Below are 15,706 nucleotides of genomic sequence, written 5' to 3' on the forward strand. Positions count from 1 at the left end.
TAATCTAAACATATGTTTATAAGGGTTGATTTTGAAGTATAAAGAGATAAAATTTTTGAGTTGTGAAGCATAAAACGATGAGGTTGACGCCTACTAGTTTGTTGCAACTTAAAAATAAACAGAATGGCTTACTGCATCACTGTTGATGTAGCGAGTTTGTGATCAGAAAGGTAGTTCACATGAAGAAGCTTATTCTTGATTTGGACACTGGTGTTGATGATACCTTAGCAATTTCTTATGCTCTTGGTAGCCCTGAGGTTGAGCTGATTGGTATTACTGGTACGTATGGAAACGTTTTAATGGAGCAGGGCGTTCGTAATGCTCTTGCTATAACAGATTTATTCGGGCATCCAGAAGTTAAAGTGTATCGTGGTTTGCCGCATGCTAGCACGAAAGATTCGTTTGAAGTTCTGCCTATTTCTGCATTTATTCACGGTGATAATGGTATTGGCGATGTTGTTATTCCAGATTCCAAGCGTGAAGCTGAGTCTGAGCCAGCTGTTGATTTCATAATTGATGCTGTTAAGACTTATGGCAAGGATCTTATTTATGTTCCAACTGGTCCTATGACAAACATTGCTGCAGCGTTGAAGAAAGCTCCGGAAATTAAGGATGAAATCGGTAAGATTGTGCTTATGGGCGGCGCTCTTACAATTCATGGCAACGTGAACGCGTGGACTGAGGCAAATATTTCTCAAGATCCAGATGCTGCTAATGAGCTATTCCGTTCTGGCGCACCGGTAACAATGGTTGGTTTGGATGTGACTTTGCAAACCTTGCTTACCTACAAAGAAACCCAGCAATGGCGTGATCTTGGCACGAAAGCTGGTAAGTTCCTTGCGGATATGACCGACTTTTACATTAAGGCTTACGAAACTACTGCTCCTCACCTTGGTGGCTGCGGCTTACACGATCCGTTGGCTGTTGCGGTTGCTGTTGACCCAACGCTTGTTACAACGCTGCCAATCAACATGCAGGTAGATGTTGAAGGCCCAACTCGTGGACGCACTATTGGTGATGTAACACGTTTGAACGACCCTGTTAAAACAATGCAAGTAGCTTTGGGTGTAGATGTTAAGCGCTTCTTGAACGAATTCATGACGCGCATTTCTAACTTGGCAAAAATTGCTGGCTGATTAAAAGTTAATAACAAAATTTATACGTAATAAATGATTGGATTATTATGAATGAAAATGCAGCTGCTATTGCAGCAGACCCATACGAGGATCCAAAAACCCGCGATAAAGTGGCAATTTATTCTCTTATTTTGCTGCTTATTACATTTATTCTTGGCACTTTGTGTTTGCAAGGATTTAACTTGGTATTTAACCAGATTGGTAAAGCTGTTGGAGCGCCTGATCAGGCTTCTCTTATTACAAGCTTACCGATTATTGTGCTAGGTATAGTTTGCTTTATTTATGGATCTTTAGGTGACTTTGTGTCGCTTCGTAGGCTTATAACAATCGGTCTCGTAACACTGTTTGTTGGATCTTTATTTGGTTTTATTGCAAACTTCTATTTCACTCCAAACTTGTGGACAGTTATTATTGCACGTATTATGCAAACCGCTGGTGAGCAGGTTGCAGGATCTTCCTTCCTTGTTATTGCAACTAAGTATTTGCGCAATGATTTGAAGGTTATTTTCTTCGGACTCTTTACTGCAGCGTATCAGCTTTCTGCTTCTATAGGTGTGTTTGCAGCAGGTATTTTAAGCTCTATTGCTTGGCAATATTTGTTCCTTATTCCTGCAATAACAATCGTGTTCTTGCCGGTTCTTGTTAAGTGCTTGCCTACAAAGAATGGTATTGGTGGAAAGATTGATAAACTCGGCTTCACCGTATTCGGTATTGCCGTAACGCTTCTTACGCTGTTCTTCTCCTACAAGGCCTGGGGATTGTTGCTTGGTTCTATTGTGCTTTTCGTTTTGTTCGCTTTCTACATTATGAAGGCAAAGAACCCGTTCGTAACTCCTGCATTCTTTAAGAATAAGCGTTGGCTTTCTGGCATTATTCTTATTTTCATCTTCTACTTCACTAATTACTGCATGCCTCCAATTTATAACGTTATTGGCGGCGCTCTGTACCATATGGACACTAATCAGGTTTCTTCTTACCTTGTTTGGGCTTTCGTATGTGCTGCAGTATTTGGCGTGTTCTCTGGTACGATTATTAGTCATATTGGTCGCAAAGCCGGTATTATTACAGCAGCATTCTTGATGATTGTTGGCTGGGTTGGTGCAGCTTTGCTTATCAACACTGATTTTATGTCGCTTACTATCTGCGCATGCATTTACTATGCAGGATGCGGTTTGATGTATTCTCCAATTGTTTCAACAGTTCTCTCTTCTCTTCCAGTTGAAGAATCCGGCCGTGGTTGCGGTATGAATGATTTGATTATGAACGTTACCGCTTCTATTGGTATTTCTATTTTCAGCGGTTTCTTTGGAGGAGATTTATTCAAAGGATTCTCCTTCAACGGTCTTAGCGGACAGGCGGCAGGTTATTCCAATTTGCTTATGATGGGTGCTGCAGTAGCCATCATTGGTTTAGTGGTTTACTTGGTTCGCAGCTGCTTTATTTCTGAAAAGAAGGAAATTACTGAAGAATAGTCTAAATAGGCTAATAAGTAAGTAAAAATAAGAGTAGGCGGTCGTACAAAATACGTGCGACCGCCTACTTTTTGTTAATTACTTTATGCGTCCATTTTTCGCATTCGCTGTATGCTAATTGGGTTGGCTGTACCAAGCTCTTGCGCCCAAAGTGACACATAAAACTCTTCGCACATCCAACGCAATCTTTCCGCAATATTTTCCGCTTCATCGTGCGATGGTCCTAAAGGTAAAGATTTTGCTTTATCTTTAGCTTTTTCAACAATCTTGTGCGCTTCTTCAGCTTCCCAAGCCCAACGAACGTCACGGTTTTTATCTGACTTAGCTTTATTAAGACGAATCACGTCAGCATGCAAATATTTTTCTATTCTAGGAAGCGAATCCGACGGAGTTTTAGCAATAAAACCTTCATAAACTAGGCTTGCAACATGCTCTCGAATGGACTGCAAAACTGATAGCATCGGCAAATCAGCCTTTCCGGAAACAGCTTTACTAACTTCCGCATCACGCTTTAATATAGCAATCACATCGTGAGCTACATCGTATACCGTATCCTCGTATATTTCGGAAATATTGGCAACAGTTTCGCGTAATAAATTGTCATCAGTAATATTGTCTGTGTTTGGAATAAGTCGTTTTACTGCTGCCATTTGTAAGTCTTCTGCTAAATCTTTAGAAGTTGAGTAAGGTGCGGCTGCAAGAAGTAAAGCTTCCGAACCAAGCCATCTAGAAGTAATACGCTTGTTGTCTAAATGCAACATGTTTAGCGCACCCTGCCATACCATTTGCGAGCGAGAAATATTAGTAGCGCCTGATTTGTGCAATAAATCAGCTCTTTCTACAACGTTTCCAGCTTGAGCTGCTTTACTTGCTTTACGATTTACAACCGCTCGAGCAGATTCTTGAGCTTCTTTTGCAAAGCGTTTTTGCAATGCAATTAATGACTTATCTGTTCCAAGGATTGTAGGTTTTACGCGATTAGCATAGTTGTTTTTTGCGGCAGCTTTATTGCGATTTGCGTTAGTTTTTCTTTCTTCAACGCTAAACGTTACGCGCAAATATGGCGAAAGCCTTCCTATTTGCTCATCGTTAAACACTTCCGGGTGAATCTGCGCGCCAATAACAGCAATAGCAGCTTTGGTAAAAACTTCGCGAAAATCAGGCCAAGAAAGACCATTTGTATCTTTATTAGTTTCTTCAATTCCAGGAAGAGTATCGTAATGCTCGTCAATCCAAGAACGAATTTTTTGCGCAGTATTAGGTGCTGGAACAAATTGCACTCGTAAAGATTTCGGCAAAGACTTAATCATTCCAATAATAAGCTCGTCCAACAAACCTGGAACATTCCAAGTAAACTCTTCAGACGTTAACCTGGAAAGCGAGTAAAGTGGCACATGTACTGTTACGCCGTCCAAAGGATTGCTCGGATCATAAATATAGCTTAAGCGAAGTCTAAACGGCTGGCCGTCGGTTCCAAAAGTATTCCAATGGTCAGGATAATCCGCTAAATCAGTGCTTTGTGTAGTTTGCAAACGTTCAACTTCATCAGGATCAAAGTTGAGCATATTAGGATTTTCTTCCCAATTATCCTTCCACCATTTTGCAAGAGTTGCAATAGTGGTAGCTTCTTGAGGAATGCGAGTGTCGTAAAAAGTAAATAAATCTTCGTCGTTTACAGTTTCTCTTATTTGACGAGTGCGATTTGCTTGATTATCTGCATCGTCAAGCACATTGCGATTATTTAAAATAAATTCGTCGTGCTGGAAACGCTGCTGAATATCTCCTTCAACTAATCCTTGACGAATCATAATCATACGAGCTTCGTAAGGATTAACTCTAGCCCATTGAACCGTGCGATCTTTAACAATAGGTAATCCGTATAGCAATACTTTAGATTTTGCTACGGCAGCGCCTTTAGAAGCGCTCCAATGAGCGTCAGAATATGTGACTCTCGTAAGATTTTTAGCAAGAGGTTCAGCCCAAGCAGGATCAATTTGTGCGCAATATCTTGCCCAGAGTCTTGAAGTTTCAACTAATTCAGTGCAAATAATCCACGAGGGAGTAGTTTTAGAAACTGCAGAAGCTGGAAAGATTGCAAATCTTGTGCCGCGAGAACCTTGATAATCGTTTTTAGACATTTTTTGAGCGCGTTTCATAGCTCGAATTTTTGCAGTTCCACTTAATCCCGCAAAATCAGAAGCTTTAGGTTCGCGCACTACTTGCATTCCCATCATAGAAAGCAAGCCTGCAAGCATTGACGAGTGTATTCCTTGCGAATCCCAAGAGCAGCACAAGCTGTGAGAAGCCTGCTGATTATTAGGAAGTTGACGAATTTCCAAAGATGGTCTTCTAACTGGGGTAGGATCGCCAACTTTATAATGCAACTCTTTACACAAGTCTTGAAGTTGATTAACTAAATCTTTCCACTGTTTTAAACGCAAAAAGTGGAAAAATTCCGCTTTGCAAATCCTGCGAAGCGCATTGTTGCTCATATCTCCATCCGCTTGGAATAAGCGATCCCACATGTTAAGAGCGGTCAAAAAATCACTTGTTTCGTCTGCATAACGATTATGAAGCCTATCTGCTTCCTCGCGCTGTTCTTCAGGACGTTCGCGAGGATCTTGCAGACTTAAGAATGCAACAATTACAAGCACTGCAGCAAGAGTATTTGGAGTAGTCTTTCGCGCTGCTTCAACAATCATTCGTCCTAGTCGAATATCAATAGGCAGCTTAGAAAGCTCACGGCCAACTTTAGTTAAAGTAATTACACCTGATTTTCTGCTTATTGCTCCAAGCTCAGTAAGTTCGTTAAAGCCGTCGCTTACAGCTTTTATGTCTGGAGGATCAATAAAACCAAAATTAGTAATATCTTCGCCAGTTTTAGCAACGCCAACTGAAAGCATATGCAAAACTACTGCGCCAAGAGAAGTGCGCAAAATTTCAGGATCGGTAAAACGTGGGCGAGTTTCGTAATCTTCGCGCGAGTATAAGCGAATCGCAATACCATCCGCGATTCGTCCGCAACGTCCAGAACGCTGATCTGCGCTCGCTTGAGAAATTGGCTCTATTGGAAGTCTTTGTACTTTAGCAGACTTAGAATACCTGGAAATCCTAGCAAAACCAGGATCAACAACGTATCGAATACCAGGCACAGTAAGAGAAGTTTCAGCAACATTCGTAGCAATAACAATGCGCTGATGAGAGTGCGATTCAAAAACTCGATGCTGATCTTTTGCAGAAAGACGGGCAAAAAGAGGCACAATTTCAATAGCATCCGCTCGCTTCATATCGCTTGCTCGCGTGCCAAAATATGAACGTAAGCCATCTTCAAACTCTCGAATATCGCGCTCGCCGGAAGCAAAAACCATAATGTCGCGTGCGCCTCGATCGTGACTCGAATGAATTACCAACTGTGCGCATGCGCGAGTTACTGCAGAAGTCATATCTTCATCCGCAATATCATCACGATTGCTTTCACTGGATTGACTTTCTGCAACAGTTTCCTCATCCATTGTTATATCTGCAAATCCAGGAACATGTTTCATAAGTGAAGGAGCGGAGCCAAGAGGTTCGTAAAGTACTTTCACAGGATATGTGCGTCCTGAAACTTCAATAACAGGAACTTTTATATGTAGAGCTTCTTCAAAATGATTGCGGAATTTAGCTGAATCAATAGTTGCAGACGTAATAATTAGTTTTAAATCTTGACGCTTTGGTAGCAAAGTCGTTAAGTATCCTAAAAGAAAATCAATATTAAGACTGCGTTCGTGAGCTTCGTCAATAATAATCGTGTCGTATCTAGTAAGAAGAGGATCTCGCTGAATTTGCGCAAGTAAAATACCGTCAGTAACAATTCGAAGCTTTGTTTTAGTTGAGCTTTCGTCAGTAAAACGCACCTGATAACCGATTTCTTCGCCCAGTTTTACTCCCATTTCGCTGGCAATACGCTCGGCTACCGTGCGTGCAGCTAAACGTCGAGGCTGAGTGTGCACGATTTGCTTACCTCTGCCGCCTCTTCCAAGCTCAAGCGCCATTTTTGGGATTTGCGTAGTCTTACCAGAGCCGGTTTGTCCGGAAACAATCACAACTTGCGAAGATTTTATCGCTTCAATAATTTCGTCGTGTGCTGCGCAAATAGGAAGTTCAGTAGGGTAGTCAAATTTCATAATATGCGAGTTCTTTTCTTAAATTTTAATTTCTTTTCACTTCAATAACTCGGTACCCTTTGGAACTTGCATATTTTTCAACGCTGTAGCTTTCGCCAAGATTTTCTGCAAGCCAAGTAATAAGTGAATCTGATCCAAGATTTTTTTGCACAACAAGGTAAGCTTTTCCTCCCACTTTTAAGCGAGGGATCCAAGTAAGTAAAATATCGTGCAATATTTCTTTTCCAACGCGAATTGGCGGATTAGACCATATAATATCAAAATTATTAAATTCTAAAGTATTACTTTCTTTAGAATTATTTTCTTCTTTTAAAGCGTCATCTACTAAAGAAGTGTGAATATGCTTTAATCCAGCGTTTTTTGCGTTTAATTCAGTAAGTTCTAGCGCGCGCTCGTTAACATCAATTGCAAAAACTTCCGCTTCTGGAGATTCCAATCCAAAAGCGAGGCTAATAGGACCCCATCCGCAACCAATATCGAGGAATTTACCTGATTTCGGCAACTCCGGAGCATGTTTCAGCAGCACAGAAGTTCCTAAATCAAGCCTAGAAGCACTAAATACTCCGTTAGAAACTTGCACGGTTACGTCATTGTCTCGTAAAGTTACGTGTAAAGTGCGACGCTCGTCAATCGATGAAGGCTCGGCTGAAAAGTATTGTTCACCACTAATTTTTTGTTGCTTTTGTTTATTTTGTTGCTTTTGTGTATTTTGTGGCTGTGCTTTTTTAGATTGGTTTGATTCTTGTAACTGCTTTGCTTTTTTCGATTGCTGCTTACTCATAATTCGCTATTTATTTGCTTTCGCATCGTTTTGTATTGTCGGCTCAATTCACCATAATAAAACAAACGTTGTAAAACGTCATTCACAATGGAATACAGGAGGACATAATGGTAGATAGCGAGGGGACTGCTACTCATGATGTGCTTTTGAGTCATTCCGACGTGCTTCTTGACAACACGTCATCAAGAGAACAGCACGATGAGACTTGGCAGGAGCGCGAATCACGAAACGCTTTAAAGCGTGTTGCAGGTCTTGGCGAATTACAAGATGTTACTGAAGTTGAATACAGAAAGCTTCGCCTTGAACGCGTTGTTTTAGTAGGCGTATGGTCGAGTGCAAAAGTAACTCTTGCACAAGCGGAAGAATCTTTGCGAGAGCTTGCAGCATTAGCTCAAACAGCTGGCGCTGTTGTGTGCGACGGAATATTGCAACAGCGTTATAGGCCAGATGCTGCAACTTATGTTGGTTCTGGAAAAGCTCGTGAGATTGCAGCAGTTGTTGCGCAACATGATGCAGATACGATTATTGTTGACGACGATTTACCTCCAAGCCAAAGACGCGCTTTAGAAGATACAACTAAAGTTAAGGTTGTTGATAGAACTGCTGTGATTCTAGACATTTTCGCTCAGCATGCTACGAGCCGCGAAGGTAAAGCTCAAGTGGAGCTTGCACAATTGCAATACATGCTTCCTAGACTTAGAGGCTGGGGTGCTGCTCTTTCTAGGCAGGCTGGCGGACGAGCTGCAGGAGAAGCTGGTATTGGTTCTAGAGGGCCTGGTGAAACAAAAATAGAAATGGATCGTCGAGCTATTCGCAATCGTATTTCTAAACTTCGCCACGATATTGCACATATGGCACCTGCACGTGACGTAAAACGTGAATCTCGCAGACGTAAAGATATTCCAACAGTTGCAGTAGTTGGCTATACGAACGCTGGTAAATCTTCTATTATTAATTGCTTAACTGGTTCGCAAGAATTAGTAGAAAATGCGTTATTCGCAACTCTTGATACAGCAGTTCGTCGAGCGCAAACTCAAGACGGCAGAAACTATACTTTAGTTGACACTGTTGGTTTTGTGCGCAGGCTACCAACTCAACTTGTGGAAGCTTTTAAATCTACTTTGGAAGAAGTTAGCCAAGCTGATGTTATTTTGCACGTAGTTGACGGTTCGCACCCGGATCCTATTTCGCAAATTGATGCAGTAAACGAAGTTCTTTCAAAAATTGATGGCGTAGAAGATATTCCACAAATTATTGCATTTAATAAGTCAGATATGATGAGTGATGCTACGCGAGAACATCTTAACGCTATTTACTCGAATGCAATTATTGTTTCGGCAGCAAGTGGCGAAAATGTGCAAATACTTCGCGATTCTATAGAAGAATTGTTGCCATCTCCACGCGTTCATATAGATGCGATTATTCCGTATAGTGAAGGTTCGCTTCTTTCAAAAATTCGCGAAAATGGCATAGTTGAAAAGGTTGATTACTTAGATACCGGTATTAGTATTACAGCTTTAGTTGGTCCTTCTTTAGCTGCAAAACTAAAGCAAGTCGCATTGTAATAAAAAATTCCGGTGGTGCGATTAGAGTAAAGGTGTTCATACCAATAAGCTCTTAATGTGAGAGCAGCCCTTAATAATGCATAAATTAAGTATTTTTATGCGAGTAGGGTTTAATAGGTTGCCGAAAAGAGGTTTTTGCTCATGGTGAGTTCGCAGGTTAAGCCAACGAAGCTTGCAATTATTGGTGCTGGTGCAGTCGGTTCTACTCTCGCTTTCGCTGCTGCGCAGCGCGGTGTTGCTCGCGAGATTGTGCTTGAAGATATTGCTAAGGAACGTGTTGAAGCTGAAGTTTTGGATATGCAGCATGGTTCTAGCTTCTATCCTGCAGTTTCTATCGCCGGTTCTGATGATGTTGAGATTTGCCGTGACGCTGACATGGTTGTTATTACCGCTGGCGCTCGCCAGAAGCCAGGTCAAACTCGTTTGGAGCTTGCAGGCGCAACTATCAACATTATGAAGTCAATCATTCCAAACGTGGTCAAGGTTGCTCCTAACGCAATCTACATGTTAATCACCAACCCTGTTGATGTTGTAACCCACGTTTCTATGAAGCTTTCTGGTCTTCCAGCAAACCAAATGTTCGGTTCTGGAACCAACCTTGATTCCGCTCGTCTTCGCTTCCTTATTGCTCAGCACACTGGCGTAAACGTTAAGAATGTTCACGCTTATATTGCTGGCGAGCACGGTGATTCTGAAGTTCCACTGTGGGCTTCTGCAACCATCGGTGGTGTTCCAATGTGCGATTGGAACGCTCTTCCAGGTCATGAGCCACTTGATGCCGCCAAGCGCGAGGAGATCCACCAGGAAGTTGTTAACGCTGCTTACAAGATTATCAACGGTAAGGGTGCTACAAACTACGCTATTGCAATGTCTGGCGTAGATATTGTTGAGGCTGTTCTTCGTGACACCAACCGCATTTTGCCAGTATCTTCTTTGCTTGATGACTTCCACGGCATTTCCGACGTGTGCATGTCTGTGCCAACCTTGCTTAATCGCAATGGTGTAAACTCTCGTCTAAACACTCCAGTTTCTGATCGTGAGTTGGCTGCGTTGAAGCGTTCTGCAGAGACTTTGCGCGAAACAGCTGCTAAGTTTGGCTTCTAGTTTTTAGAATCTTAAAACTAATATTAAAATAAACCGCTTCTTTGCTTAAACTGTGAAGAAGCGGTTTTTGTATTGCTGCTATCAACATACCGAGCAATATTTTCTGTGAGTACGATATATGATTATCTCATGGCTGATTTTTCTCATATTCTCGCTACTCGTCCTGATTTTAACGACAGTGATCGCGAATGGTTACATCATTTAGTTGCTGATTGGCAAGTTATAGCTGACTTAAGTTTTGCTGATTTACTGCTTATTATTCAAAATGGAGACGGAGAATATGTTGTTGCCGAGCAATGCCGCCCTTCAACAGCTATTACATTGCGAACGGATGATTTACTTGGCAAAAAAATGGACGATTCGCTTGTTCCAGAACTTGATGAAGCAATGAAATCAGAAACAAGTTTCCATTCGTCAACATTGCGCTCAATTGGTCGAGCAACAGTATGCTATGTTTATGCTCCTGTTCGTCACCGTGGAAAAACTCTTGGATTAGTTATGCGCGAAACTAATTTAGCAACTAGAGAATCTAATGGCCGCTACGAAATGGAAAGTATTAATGCTGGCAAAACTTTATTCGATATGATTGCGCGCGAACAATTCCCATATCATGAATCTGTTCTAAACCAACGTCATAATGCTCGTGTTTCTGACGGCTTTATTGTTTTAGAGGCCGATGGTGTGGTCCGTTACGCTTCTCCTAATGCTATTAGCTGCTTCCGTAGGCTTGGTGGCTTAGACACAATGCAAGGCGAGTTTTTGAGCGAATTTGGCACGCGTCTGCTGCACACAAACGATAATGTTCCTGAAAGCTTGCCTCTTGTTTTAAGTGGTAAAGCAGATGTTGATTGTGAGCTTGAAGCTAACCGTTCCATAGTTTCTATGCGCTCTTTGCCTTTATTTGGGCCGAATAATCGCGTAGGTGCGGTTGTTTTATGCCGTGATGTTACGGAAGTTTTGCGCCGTGAACAAGAGTTGCGTACTAAAAATGCTACTATTTCGGAAATTCATCATCGTGTGAAAAATAATTTGCAGGCTGTTTCTGCTTTGCTTCGTTTGCAAGCTCGTAAAACAAAATCTGCTGAAGTAAGAAAAGAGCTTGAGGAAGCTCAAAGACGAGTTCAAACTATAGCTTTAGTTCATGAAGGTTTAAGTCAGACTGCTGACGAAATTGTTGACTTTGATAAAGTTATTTCAAGTTTGCTAAAGATGTCTATTGAACTTGCATCGCAGAATCAAAATATTGATATTGATTTTGTTGGTAAGTTTGGGCGTCTTGCAGCACAGGATGCAACTCCATTGTCTCTTGTGCTTACTGAGCTTGTAACGAATGCTGTTGAACATGGATTTGAAGGTCGTGAAAAGGGTCATATTCGTATTGCTGTTGGCCGCGGAGGAGACAATCTTAATATTGTTGTTGAAGATGATGGTGATGGCATTGATAGTGAGGCATCTCACGGAATGGCGAAACCTTCCGGATCGGGATTGGGAACTCAGCTTATCAATACTTTTGTTACCAATGATTTTGGCGGTACGGTGCGCTGGTCTGCAAGAAGAGAAGGCGGAACTCGCGTAGTCCTGGATATTAAATTGCGCGTATCTGGTATTGAGTAGAAAAAACTACAACTCTGATTCTTGATGCCTGCGTGCTCTCAAAGCGCGACGTTTTAGCGTTCTGCGCTCATCTTCGCTTAAACCGCCCCAAACGCCGTAATCTTGGTTCGTCTCCAACGCACATTTTAAGCATTCTGTTGCAACATTGCACGAACGACATACAGCTTTTGCTTCTTCAAGCTGTTGTAATGCCATACCAGCATTGCCAAGAGGGAAGAACAGTTCAGGATCTTTATCACGGCATGCAGCTGCCAAACGCCAATCAAACAAATTGCTCATGACTAATCCTCATTTCTTAACCAAAGCGGTAAGTCTTAGAAGTACCCCTGAATGTAAGGAAATCATGAATAAGAAGTTTTTTCAAGGTATTTTGCGTCTTTATTAAAAATTTTTATTTTTTCTTTTAGTTGGGGAGTGCTATTTGGGTTAAATTTGCGGTTCCTGGAGTAACAAGAACGCATCTTCCGGGAAGCTGATAATCTTCAATGCTAAAGGTTTTAGACAATGCAGAAGGTATGCCAAGCAATGCGTCCGTACCAATATCTCCAGTTGGGAAAATTATTCTAACTGGAGCCTGTTCAGGCAACCGCAAATAGCGTGCGCTTTGAGTGCTTAGAATTACAGGCGCACCCAAGCTGTGCAATCTGTCTTGCAATGAAATAGCAGCTATTTTAGTATTAAGCGGATCCAGTAGTTCGTCTGCATCATCTATTAGCACAGTCTTAGTAGTGTCTCGAATATAATCAGATTCTTTGGCTGTTATTTCGTTTGCTGAATATACTTGCGTCTGTAATTTTTGCGCTATTATGCGTAATATTGTGCTTTTGCCCTGCTGTCTGCCGCCGATAATAGCAATATTTCCAAGGTTCAAAGGTATTTTTGCTTCAAATAGGTTAATACTGTCATCCTGCAATCCAACAACAACTGATTCTTCGCTCGCTGAAGAATCTACACATTCATTATTAATTTCTTTAGAAAAATATTTATTTTCGTAATTTTCATACTTGTAGCTTTCAAGTTGTTTTGAAGAAAGTACTGGTGGTAGTGGAGCGCTGAATAATGTTTTCGAGTGTTCTAAATAGCAGAATTTACCGGCAAATTGTATTGCTTTAACTAAACGTTTTGCGTTACTGCTTTGCGCACATCGTAAAGCTTCTACTCCTTCTCCAATATTGTAATATGCGCTTCCAGGAGTATTTGGGCTAATTTTTGCAGCGTGAGAAGTTCCTAATAATTCTTGAGATTGAAGCGAGTCTCTAACTCTTAAACAAATATTAATAGAAATATTAGCTTTCATATCTGCGCTTACTTGTCCAAGAGGATTTTGAGTTCCGGCAATAATATGCATCCCAAGAGACCGTCCTACCGATGCTATGCGAATAAGTCGTGGCATGTAGTCTGGAAGCTGATCTTTTAATGCGTGAAATTCGTCAATAACAATAAGTAGTGAAGGTTCAGACGGAGTAACTTGCGAAATATTATGGCATCCTTGCATGGCCACAAGACGCTCTCGACGGTCTAATTCCAACTCAAGACCTCGTAAAGCTCTTGTTGCGTGGCGCAAATTTAAGTCACCAACATTTCCCATAGAGTGAGGAAGTTTAGATAGTATGTCGAAAGTTGCTCCTCCTTTGAAATCCAGGAAAACGAAACGTAATTGTTGTGGAGAATATTGAAACGCTAAAGCTAAACACCATGTTGTTAGCAATACGGATTTTCCAGATCCTGTAGTTCCTGCTACTAGAGCATGCGGACCGTTACTTATTAAATCTATGTAGCAGTAACCGTTGTAGCCAACTCCTAATGGAGCAATAAGCTGGTTTTTTGTTGATTTAGCTTGTGTAAGTTTTCGCACATAAGAGTTTGATTTATAATCAAAATTTAATAAATCAGTATCTGAATGTTTTAACCATTCATGCAAAACAGTTTTCCATGGCAGTTGAGCGCTTGAGATATCTGATCTCGTCATAAGAAGAGTTTCCAAACTAACTGGAGTAAGCGTATCTGGCAAGTTTTCTACATATTTTTGCCCGTAAATAACATTACTGTCATGAATGTTCGAAAGTTGTGATTCGCTATTAGATTGTTGAGTATTCTGAATTTTCTGCTCGTATTGTTTCTGATTTATGTATTGCAATATTTGCGGAACTAGGCTTGCAATATACATCATGATGCTAGGTATAATCATCGCTAGCATCATCCAATTATTCTGAATCCAAGCCATTATTAGCAATGCAATATGAGCGAATATTGGTACTATGCTTGCTGCCATTTGCACGTATAGCAGAACTTTGCTTGTAGTCATTGATGTGTTAGTTTCGCTAATCATAAAAGTATGATGTCAGCATTTAGTAACAGCTTTCAAGACTTGTTTAATATTGTGGTTAAAAGCTTTGTAATTAAATTACGCAAATTTTACTGCTGTAATTCTGCAAAAGTTCCAACAGCTCCAGGTTTATGCGTGCCTTCTGCCAGCTGATTAAATAATTCAAGATTTTTAGCATCGTCTAGCAGAACGCAAGATCCAACTCCTGGAACTTGATAATCAGGATTAGTCCAATAAACTGTGCCGGTTATGCCTTTTGAACCTGTTGCTTCCTTAAAAGCTTGAGCCATCTGCCATAAGCTACCAGGGTTTGATTTTTCATCGAAAAGAACGGATGAAAGACCGGTTTCTGCCAGCTTTTTTACCTTACCAAAATTAGTGATGGTCTTTTTATCTAAAGCTTTTTTCATGATAGCGGCAATAACCATGCGCTGGCGTGCAGCGCGACCAAAATCAGACTCAGGGTCAGCGTATCGCATACGCGAAAAAGCAAGAGCTGTTTTTCCATCAGCATGATGACATCCAGCAGTCCAATTTAATCCGCTAAATCTATCGTTTACAGTTCTGTTGTAGCATAAGTCAATGCCGTCAATGGCATCAACAACATTAGTTAAGCCTCCAAAACGTACTTCGGCAACATGGTCAATACGGTGCCCTGTAATCTTTTCAACAATCGAAGTAAGCGCTTTGTTTCCAGCAAATTGTGCAACGCTATTGATTTTAACTTTTTCTCCATTAACAGACACTAATGAATCTCTAGGAATAGAAATTAGTGAGCTGTTTCCATTAGATGGTTTAGTTAATACAAGAATAGTGTCAGTTCTAAAACCGGTGATTTCTTTAGCTTCTTCGCCTTCTCTCTGATCAGAACCAAGTATAAGCCATGAAGTTCCTTGAGTGCTTGGAGTATTGGTAAGCCAAGTAGTGCGATTTATGTGAGAATCAACCCAATTCCATGAGTATGCTCCTAAACCGACGCAAGATATTGCAATAATAGCAATAAGCGCAATAAACACTTTCAAAAAGATGTGTGGCTTGTGTTCTAGGGCTTTTGCTGCTGCAGAAATATTTTCGTTAACGTTTTGCGCAGAGTCAAATTTTGCACGTTGATATAAAGATTGGCTTATTTTCTGCGGGCGAATTTCGTTTTTAGATTGTGCATATGCTGTTGTTCTGTTTGCTCGACTAGTTGAAGCTTGTGCTACGCGCTTCCTAGAACCTGCTGGAGTAAAAGATGGTGCAAATGATGGTGCAGATTCTGGGGTAAAAGATGGTGCAAAGGATTGAGCAGATGACTTAGATTTAGATATTGTTGCATCAGGAGATTTTTTTGCTTTTCTTCCTCGTTTTGGTGTAAAACTTGGTGGAATATTCGCATGTGATGAGTCGTTATTGTGCGAAGGGGTGAAGCTAGGCGGATTATCTCCGCTTTCTGAATAATCCCTGTGCAGTTGCGAATCCATGCATCCTCCAAATGCTTTAATCTATTTTATTAAAACCATATTGCGAAGCCAACATGTGCTTTCAGAAATATTTATTTTC

10 protein-coding genes are annotated in these 15,706 nt (G+C 41.0%); 5 read left to right on the forward strand and 5 right to left on the reverse strand.

Translation table 11 applies throughout. The features are described 5' to 3' along the window. Positions 1–179 precede the first annotated feature (179 nt). Positions 180–1,136 (forward strand): nucleoside hydrolase, encoded by a 957-nt coding sequence (locus ACJV7B_RS00700; protein WP_116793927.1) that lies wholly within the window; start codon positions 180–182, stop codon positions 1,134–1,136. 47 nt (positions 1,137–1,183) lie between these two features. Then, positions 1,184–2,608 (forward strand): MFS transporter, encoded by a 1,425-nt coding sequence (locus ACJV7B_RS00705; protein ID WP_004135926.1) that lies wholly within the window; start codon positions 1,184–1,186, stop codon positions 2,606–2,608. A gap of 83 nt (positions 2,609–2,691) precedes the next feature. On the opposite strand, the gene hrpA is transcribed toward ACJV7B_RS00705, so the two are convergent. Together hrpA and ACJV7B_RS00715 are read right to left on the reverse strand one after the other, a co-directional pair. Further along, positions 2,692–6,774 carry an ATP-dependent RNA helicase HrpA gene (hrpA, locus tag ACJV7B_RS00710; RefSeq protein ID WP_419388703.1) on the reverse strand — a complete coding sequence of 1,361 codons (4,083 nt, stop codon included), beginning with the start codon at positions 6,772–6,774 and terminating at the stop codon, positions 2,692–2,694. Positions 6,775–6,799: 25 nt separating this feature from the next. Then, positions 6,800–7,555, reverse strand: coding sequence for a class I SAM-dependent methyltransferase (locus ACJV7B_RS00715; protein ID WP_375168949.1), 756 nt, complete (start codon positions 7,553–7,555; stop codon positions 6,800–6,802). 107 nt (positions 7,556–7,662) lie between these two features. On the opposite strand from ACJV7B_RS00715, the gene hflX reads away from it, so the two are divergent. The 3 genes from hflX (at position 7,663) to ACJV7B_RS00730 (ending at position 11,838) form a co-directional block, all read left to right on the forward strand. After that, complete coding sequence (gene hflX / locus ACJV7B_RS00720; RefSeq protein ID WP_419388704.1) at positions 7,663–9,120, forward strand: GTPase HflX; 1,458 nt, start codon at positions 7,663–7,665, stop codon at positions 9,118–9,120. Positions 9,121–9,261: 141 nt separating this feature from the next. Further along, positions 9,262–10,224: an L-lactate dehydrogenase gene (locus ACJV7B_RS00725; RefSeq protein ID WP_004107125.1), complete on the forward strand. Its 963-nt coding sequence runs from the start codon at positions 9,262–9,264 to the stop codon at positions 10,222–10,224. Between the two features lie 129 nt (positions 10,225–10,353). Further along, entirely contained in the window at positions 10,354–11,838 is a 1,485-nt protein-coding gene (locus ACJV7B_RS00730) for a sensor histidine kinase (RefSeq protein ID WP_004135932.1), read from the forward strand. Between the two features lie 6 nt (positions 11,839–11,844). On the opposite strand, the gene ACJV7B_RS00735 is transcribed toward ACJV7B_RS00730, so the two are convergent. The 3 genes from ACJV7B_RS00735 to ACJV7B_RS00745 all read right to left on the reverse strand — a co-directional run bounded on the left by ACJV7B_RS00735 (position 11,845) and on the right by ACJV7B_RS00745 (position 15,627). Then, positions 11,845–12,117, reverse strand: a complete 273-nt coding sequence (locus ACJV7B_RS00735) for a WhiB family transcriptional regulator (protein ID WP_004135935.1) — start codon at positions 12,115–12,117, stop codon at positions 11,845–11,847. A 124-nt stretch (positions 12,118–12,241) separates the two neighbouring features. Next, positions 12,242–14,167 carry an FtsK/SpoIIIE domain-containing protein gene (locus tag ACJV7B_RS00740; protein ID WP_419388705.1) on the reverse strand — a complete coding sequence of 642 codons (1,926 nt, stop codon included), beginning with the start codon at positions 14,165–14,167 and terminating at the stop codon, positions 12,242–12,244. A gap of 86 nt (positions 14,168–14,253) precedes the next feature. Further along, positions 14,254–15,627 (reverse strand): LCP family protein, encoded by a 1,374-nt coding sequence (locus ACJV7B_RS00745; protein WP_419388706.1) that lies wholly within the window; start codon positions 15,625–15,627, stop codon positions 14,254–14,256. Positions 15,628–15,706 lie beyond the last annotated feature (79 nt).

The sequence above is a fragment of the Gardnerella bretellae genome (assembly GCF_048545135.1).
Lineage (GTDB): Bacteria > Actinomycetota > Actinomycetes > Actinomycetales > Bifidobacteriaceae > Bifidobacterium > Bifidobacterium greenwoodii.

What these genes read in the sequence shown, in the direction of transcription:
- hrpA (WP_419388703.1), bottom strand. Translation starts at nt 6,774, where the DNA reads ATGAAATTTGACTACCCTACTGAACTTCCTATTTGCGCAGCACACGAC.
- ACJV7B_RS00700 (WP_116793927.1), top strand. Translation starts at nt 180, where the DNA reads ATGAAGAAGCTTATTCTTGATTTGGACACTGGTGTTGATGATACCTTA.
- ACJV7B_RS00735 (WP_004135935.1), bottom strand. Translation starts at nt 12,117, where the DNA reads ATGAGCAATTTGTTTGATTGGCGTTTGGCAGCTGCATGCCGTGATAAA.
- ACJV7B_RS00740 (WP_419388705.1), bottom strand. Translation starts at nt 14,167, where the DNA reads ATGATTAGCGAAACTAACACATCAATGACTACAAGCAAAGTTCTGCTA.
- ACJV7B_RS00705 (WP_004135926.1), top strand. Translation starts at nt 1,184, where the DNA reads ATGAATGAAAATGCAGCTGCTATTGCAGCAGACCCATACGAGGATCCA.
- ACJV7B_RS00725 (WP_004107125.1), top strand. Translation starts at nt 9,262, where the DNA reads ATGGTGAGTTCGCAGGTTAAGCCAACGAAGCTTGCAATTATTGGTGCT.
- hflX (WP_419388704.1), top strand. Translation starts at nt 7,663, where the DNA reads ATGGTAGATAGCGAGGGGACTGCTACTCATGATGTGCTTTTGAGTCAT.
- ACJV7B_RS00730 (WP_004135932.1), top strand. Translation starts at nt 10,354, where the DNA reads ATGGCTGATTTTTCTCATATTCTCGCTACTCGTCCTGATTTTAACGAC.
- ACJV7B_RS00715 (WP_375168949.1), bottom strand. Translation starts at nt 7,555, where the DNA reads ATGAGTAAGCAGCAATCGAAAAAAGCAAAGCAGTTACAAGAATCAAAC.
- ACJV7B_RS00745 (WP_419388706.1), bottom strand. Translation starts at nt 15,627, where the DNA reads ATGGATTCGCAACTGCACAGGGATTATTCAGAAAGCGGAGATAATCCG.